At 75.5% G+C, this 5,593-nt stretch carries 5 protein-coding genes; 1 reads left to right on the top strand and 4 read right to left on the bottom strand.

Annotation, left to right across the window (positions count from 1 at the left end; translation table 11 throughout):
- Positions 1 to 71: 71 nt before the first annotated feature.
- The 3 genes from HCJ92_RS21580 to HCJ92_RS21570 form a co-directional block, all read right to left on the bottom strand.
- Positions 72 to 1,319: a GNAT family N-acetyltransferase gene (locus HCJ92_RS21580; RefSeq protein ID WP_167935284.1), complete on the bottom strand. Its 1,248-nt coding sequence runs from the start codon at positions 1,317 to 1,319 to the stop codon at positions 72 to 74.
- 668 nt (positions 1,320 to 1,987) lie between these two features.
- The gene (locus tag HCJ92_RS21575) at positions 1,988 to 2,938 is read right to left on the bottom strand and encodes an asparaginase (protein WP_167935283.1); all 951 of its coding nucleotides are present in this window, start codon (positions 2,936 to 2,938) and stop codon (positions 1,988 to 1,990) included.
- A gap of 200 nt (positions 2,939 to 3,138) precedes the next feature.
- Complete coding sequence (locus tag HCJ92_RS21570) at positions 3,139 to 3,726, bottom strand: RsiG family protein (protein ID WP_167935282.1); 588 nt, start codon at positions 3,724 to 3,726, stop codon at positions 3,139 to 3,141.
- 218 nt (positions 3,727 to 3,944) lie between these two features.
- On the opposite strand from HCJ92_RS21570, the gene dtd reads away from it, so the two are divergent.
- Positions 3,945 to 4,370 (top strand): D-aminoacyl-tRNA deacylase, encoded by a 426-nt coding sequence (gene dtd, locus HCJ92_RS21565; RefSeq protein ID WP_167935281.1) that lies wholly within the window; start codon positions 3,945 to 3,947, stop codon positions 4,368 to 4,370.
- A 53-nt stretch (positions 4,371 to 4,423) separates the two neighbouring features.
- Here the strand turns inward: dtd and ygfZ are convergent, their stop codons facing one another.
- On the bottom strand, positions 4,424 to 5,395 hold the full coding sequence (gene ygfZ, locus HCJ92_RS21560) for a CAF17-like 4Fe-4S cluster assembly/insertion protein YgfZ (protein ID WP_167935280.1): 972 nt from the start codon (positions 5,393 to 5,395) through the stop codon (positions 4,424 to 4,426).
- Positions 5,396 to 5,593 lie beyond the last annotated feature (198 nt).

Raw genomic sequence — 5,593 nt, 5'->3', positions numbered from 1 at the left:
GGTGCGGCCCCGGTCGTGTGCGGGGCCGGCGCACCGGCGCCGCACACGGGTCGCACCCGGGTCGCGGCAGCTCAGAAGATGTCCGGCGTCCACGCACGGCGCGGGGTGGACAGCAGCAGGTCCGCCCGCCGCGCCGCGCCCGGCGTCCCCTCGGCGAGGCGGCCGAGCGCCAGCAGTCGGCTCGCGGGACGGTCACCGAGGTAGAGGGTGCCCAGCGCGGCGGCGTCCAGCGTCAGGTCGGCCTCGCGGGCGGTGGGTCCGCACTCCGCGCCGTCGGGCCCGGCGGTGAGCAGGAAGCGGCCGGCGGCGAAGCCGAGCGGGTCGGCGACCTCCAGGACCAGCTCGCCCTCGACGGCGTAGCCGCGGGAGCGCAGCATCGCGGGGACGTCGAGCGGCCTGATCCACAGGAAGTCGTTGACGGCGGTCACCCGGGCGGCGCGGGGGTGGGGCAGCAGCTCCGGCAGGAGGGTGTCGGGTGCCAGCCGGTCGGCCTTCACCCGCCGCACCCAGTCCACCGAGAGCAGCGAACGCCACAGCGCCCGCTCGGCGGTGGTGGTGGCGGCCACGAACCAGTGGACGGTCGCCGTGCCGTCGGGCACGCCGCGGTCCCACCGCTGGTCGGTGGTGAACGCCGCCATGCCCTGCAACGTCCCCTCAGGGTCGCGGTGCACGACGTAGAAGGGCTCCTGCCACGCCGGGTTACTGGCGATCTTGCCGGTCACCACCCCCCACCAGTGCGCCGGGCGGTCCACCGCCCCGGGCTGGAGCAGGCGGAACCGCTCGAACAGCTCCGGCCCCGCCGAGCGCACCAACGAGCCGTCCACGAAGAACTCCACCGTGCCGTCCGCTTCCGGCAGCGTCCAGTTCGACGGCAGCGCGGCCTCCGCGCCCTCCACGGTGTAGGAGGCCGACGCGTTCGCCGGGCCGTAACCGAAACGGCCGTAGATGCCGTCTTCGGCCGCGATGAGGGTGGAGAGCATCTCGCCGCCGTCCTTGGCCTCGGCGAGGTCCGCCGTCATCATCCGCGTCAGCAGCCCTCGGCGGCGGTGCCCGGGGTGCACCGACACGCCGGTCACCGCGTGCGCGGGCACGTCGGTGCCGCCGGGGACGGTCAGCCGCTGGTCGAAGCTGCGGTAGGTCGCCACGTACCGGCCCTCCGCGAACGCGCCCCGCAGGCGACCGGGGTCGGGACGCGCCAGGCGGTCGGCGACCTCGGCGTCCGACATGCGGGGCGCGAGGAGAAACCCACGGGCGACGCCGTGCAGCCATTCCTCGGCGTCGAAGTCGGCGTCGGTCGATGTGCGGATCGTCAGGTCCATGCCGCGACCCTAGGCAGCCCCCACGGGCGCTGCCACACAATTCAACGGCCGCCTGCCCGCCTGCCCGCGTGCACCCGCGCTGCGCCGGCGGCGGCCACGGCGGCGGGTGTCGGCAGTGGCCCGGCGCGGCCACCTCGTGCGGCTCGGCGCCCGGGAGTCCGGCGGCGACGATCTCCGCGGTGGCGAACGGCACGTCCATGTCGGTGGGGGAGCGCCACGAGCCGACGCCTTGGGGCACCGCTCCGGGGGCGAAGCCCCCGATCGGGCTGCTGGAGGGGAGCCCCGGCCGAGACCGCCGGCACCCCGAAGCGGCCGACGCCGAGCGAGTCGAGCAGCGGGGTGACCAGCCGCGGCCAGTCGCCGATCGACGTCATGGCCACCGGGGGCGAACACGGCCGTACCCCGGCCGGGCGACGGCCGTCAGCTCCACTTCGGCGCGCCGGGCGACGCGTGGCCATTCCCCGGGCACTCCGGCCGATCCCAGCAGACCGTGGTGCAGCAGCACGGGCAGGCCGCCCGGGGCGCCGTGGCGTTCCTGCCCCGGCGAGCCGCCATCGCGTCGGAACACCGACAGGGTGACTTCTCTCCGCTGCCGGACGGCCGACACCCCGCTCCACGAGTGAGCCAGCTCTGACGTGCGGAGCGGGGTGGGAGCGTTCGTCGGTGCGTCAGAGCGCGGCGCGGACCTCGCCCACCGGCGCGTCACCGCCCAGCAGCGGCGCCTCCCCGATCCTCGTCACCTCGGGGCCGTCCACGCCGAGCCGTCGCAGCAGCGCCGCAAGCACCGGGCCGCGGGCACGTCCGGCGCCGTCCTCGATCTTGAAGGCCAGGGCCCGGCCGTCGGCCAACGCCACCGCCTGCACACCCTCCGCGCCGGCCTTCGCGAGCGCTCCCGGCACGCCCCGCATCAGCCAGGTGTCGGTGAATCGGGTGCCTGCCACGAACTCGGGGTGGGCCCGCATCGCGTCCGCGATCCGCCGCTCCACGCTGCCCTCCTCGGCGAGCACGTAGGACCGGAACGCGCGGGCCAGCCCGGTGAGCGAGAACGCGAGCAGCGGTGCGCCGCAACCGTCCGTGCCGGTGTGCGCCACCGGTTCGCCCGTCGCCCGGACGACCTCCTCGCGGATCCGCTCCTGGAGCGGGTGAGCAGGGTCGAGGTAGCTGGCGAGCGGCCAGCCGTTGCGGACGCAGGCCGCGAGCATCGCGGTGTGCTTGCCGGAGCAGTTCATCGCGATCCGGGTCCGGCCGCGCCCCGCCGCCAGCTGCTCCTCCATCGACGGGCGGTCCACCGGCAGGTCAGGCGGGCACAGCAGGTCGTCCTCGCCGAGGCCGTGCTCGGCGAGCATGGTGGCCACCAGCTCCTGGTGGAACGGCTCGCCGGCGTGGCTCGCGGCGGCCAGCGCCAGCCGCTCGCCGGAGAGCTCCAGCCCGGAACGCAGCGCCGCCGCGGCCTGCATCGGCTTGTTGCTGGACCGCGGGTAGCACGGCGAGGTGGCGTCGCCCAGGGAGAAGTCCACCGACCCGTCGGCGGCGAGGACCACCACCGAGCCGTGGTGGCGGCCCTCCACGAAGCCGGAACGGACGACCTCGGCGAGGACGGGAGCTGTCTGGGGCGTCATGGCGGCCTTCCCTACGGGTGGTCGGGTGCGTGCGTGCGGACGCCGCCGGGGCGGGGTGCGCCGCGCGGCGCAGGTGGCGGCCGTGACCGAGTCGGCGCGCGGTGACGCACCGACCGCGCTCGAACGGCCGCTCGGACAGTACCCGCTGCTCCGGGCCCCTGGCCACGCCGCGGAGGTCGCCGCCGGCGGCCGACCACCCCTCAGCCCAGCAGGTCCTCCACCTGCGCCTCGCCCTCCCGGTAGCGCCGGGTGACCTCCGCGCCGCAGGCGTCCGCGGTGCGCTGGAGCGCCTGCCGCCGTCCGGAGACCTCCGCCTCGTACCGCGCCAACCTCGCCAGGGCGTCCATGAGTTCCGCGTCCGTCCGGGAGGTCGGGTCGGAGAGTCCCACCTCCGCCAGCATGCCCTCCACCAGCAGGCGGTACTGCGATCCGGCCGGGGTGGCGATGGTGACGTGCCGGGCGGAGGAGCGGTGTCCCGCCGGGGCGTCGGCGAGGATGCGGGTCAACTGGTCGACGAGCGGCCCCTCCGGCTCGCAACGGCGGCGGCGCTCCGCCTCCAGGATGTCGATGCGCCCCTGGAGCAGCCGCCGCACATAGCTGAGGTCGGACTCCTCCTGCTGGGCGTCGCGGCGCAGCGCCCGCAGCCCCGCCAGCGAGTGGCCGCGCAGCTCGGCGACGGTGGCGGTGGTCGGGCCGTCCGGTCGCTCGCCGGTGCCCGGCGCGGCCGTGACCTGGCGGCGGGCCGCCGGAGCATCGGCCGACGAACACCCGGGACTTGGTGTGATCATCAGGTTGTGTCCCCTTATCCCCATCTGTGATGGCATGGCGCGGTACGTACCCCGTGGCACGCATCGTGTCACTGTGTACCCCAGGAACGGGGACGCCTCCACCCGTACGGCGGCATCCGATCTGCCCGCCGGGCCCCCGCCGCGCCCGAGCACGCGCGGCGAGAGCCGGAGCACGGGCGCGGCGGGGCGCCGGCCGGGCGTGCGGCATCATGGGCCCCATGCGAGCGGTGGTACAGCGTGTCGACGGGGCCAGGGTCGTCGTCGACGGCGAGACGGTGGGCGAGATCGAGGGCGAGGGACTGTGCGCCCTCGTCGGCGTCGGGCACGAGGACACCCCCGAGCAGGCGGCGAAGCTCGCACGGAAGCTGTGGGGTCTGCGCATCCTCACCGACGAGCGGTCCTGTTCCGAGACGGGCGCCCCGCTGCTGGTCGTCTCGCAGTTCACCCTGCTCGGCGACGCCCGCAAAGGCCGCCGGCCCACCTGGCAGGCCGCGGCGCCCGGAGAGGCCGCCGAACCCCTGGTGGACGAGGTCTGCGCCCAGCTCAGGCAGCTGGGCGCAGAGGTCGCGACCGGGCGGTTCGGCGCCCGGATGCGGGTGAGCCTCACCAACGACGGCCCGTTCACCGTCCTGCTCGACGTCTGACCGCGAGCCGACGACCGCCGGCGCGGCGCTGTGCCGGCGGCAGGGGCGGGGCGTCAGGGTTCGACGACCGTCTCCTGGGCCGCCGCGGTGCCGCCCGCGACCAGCTCGGCGTCCACCGGCACGTTCCGCTTGACCAGCGCCAGCGCGATCGGCCCCAGCTCGTGGTGGCGCGCCGAGGTGGTGACGAAGCCGAGCTGCCGCCCCTCGGGCCCGTCCGACGCCAACCGCACCGGCGCGCCGTGCTCGGGGATCACCACATCGCTGCCGTCCAGGTGCAGGAAGACCAGCCGCCGGGGAGGCTTCCCCAGGTTGTGGACGCGCGCCACCGTCTCCTGACCCCGGTAGCACCCCTTCTGCAGGTGCACCGCCCCGCCGATCCATCCCAGCTCGTGCGGGATGGTCCGGTGGTCGGTCTCCAGCCCCAGGCGCGGGCGGTGGTCCTCCACCCGCAGCGCCTCGTGCGCCAGCACGCCGATCGCCGGGCCGTGGTCGGCGGCGAACTCCGCCAGCGCCTCGCGCCGAAGGAACAGCTCCCGGCCGTGCGGCGTCTCGCGGACCACCGTGCCCTCCGGGGCCTCGGCGATCGACCCGGCGGGCAGGTGCACCACCGCGAACTCCGCCGTGCGGTCGGCGATCTCCACGCGGTAGAAGAACACCATCGACTCCAGGTAGCCGATGAGTTCGGCCGCCCGACCGGGCTCGGTGTGCATCCAGGTCGTGGTCCCGTCGTCGACCAGGTACATCGCGTGCTCGATGTGCCCCTTGGCCGAGAGGATCAGCGACTCCGTCGCCCGCCCCGGGGGCAGGTCGGAGACGTGCTGCGTCAGCAGCAGGTGCAGCCAGCTCAACCGGTCGGAGCCGGTCACCGTCACCACCTCGCGGTGCGACAGGTCGACGAGACCCTCGCCGCGGGCGAGGGCGCGCTGCTCGCGGAACAGGTCGCCGTAGTGGGCGGCGACACCGGCGTCGGGCGCGTCGGCCGCCACGGCGCCGGGCAGGGACAGGAGCGGACTGGAGTAGGCCATGCGTCCCAGGTTATGCCCGTGGCGCGCGTCCCCGACGGGCGGTCGCCGCGGCGGGTGACGGCGGTGGCCCGGCGATCCCGGCCGGGGTCTGCCGCCCGCGCCCGCCCCGGCTCGGCCACGCCTTCATCCCCGGGCTCGGCGGGTGCGACATCGGCGGGCGGCCTGTCGACTTCCACTTCGACGTGCTGCGGAAGTTCG

Origin of the sequence: Streptomyces spiramenti (genome assembly GCF_012034385.1) — a bacterium.
GTDB classification, from domain to species: domain Bacteria; phylum Actinomycetota; class Actinomycetes; order Streptomycetales; family Streptomycetaceae; genus Streptomyces; species Streptomyces spiramenti.
Note: the sequence above shows the minus strand (reverse complement) of the source record. Positions and strands in the feature narration are given on the sequence as shown.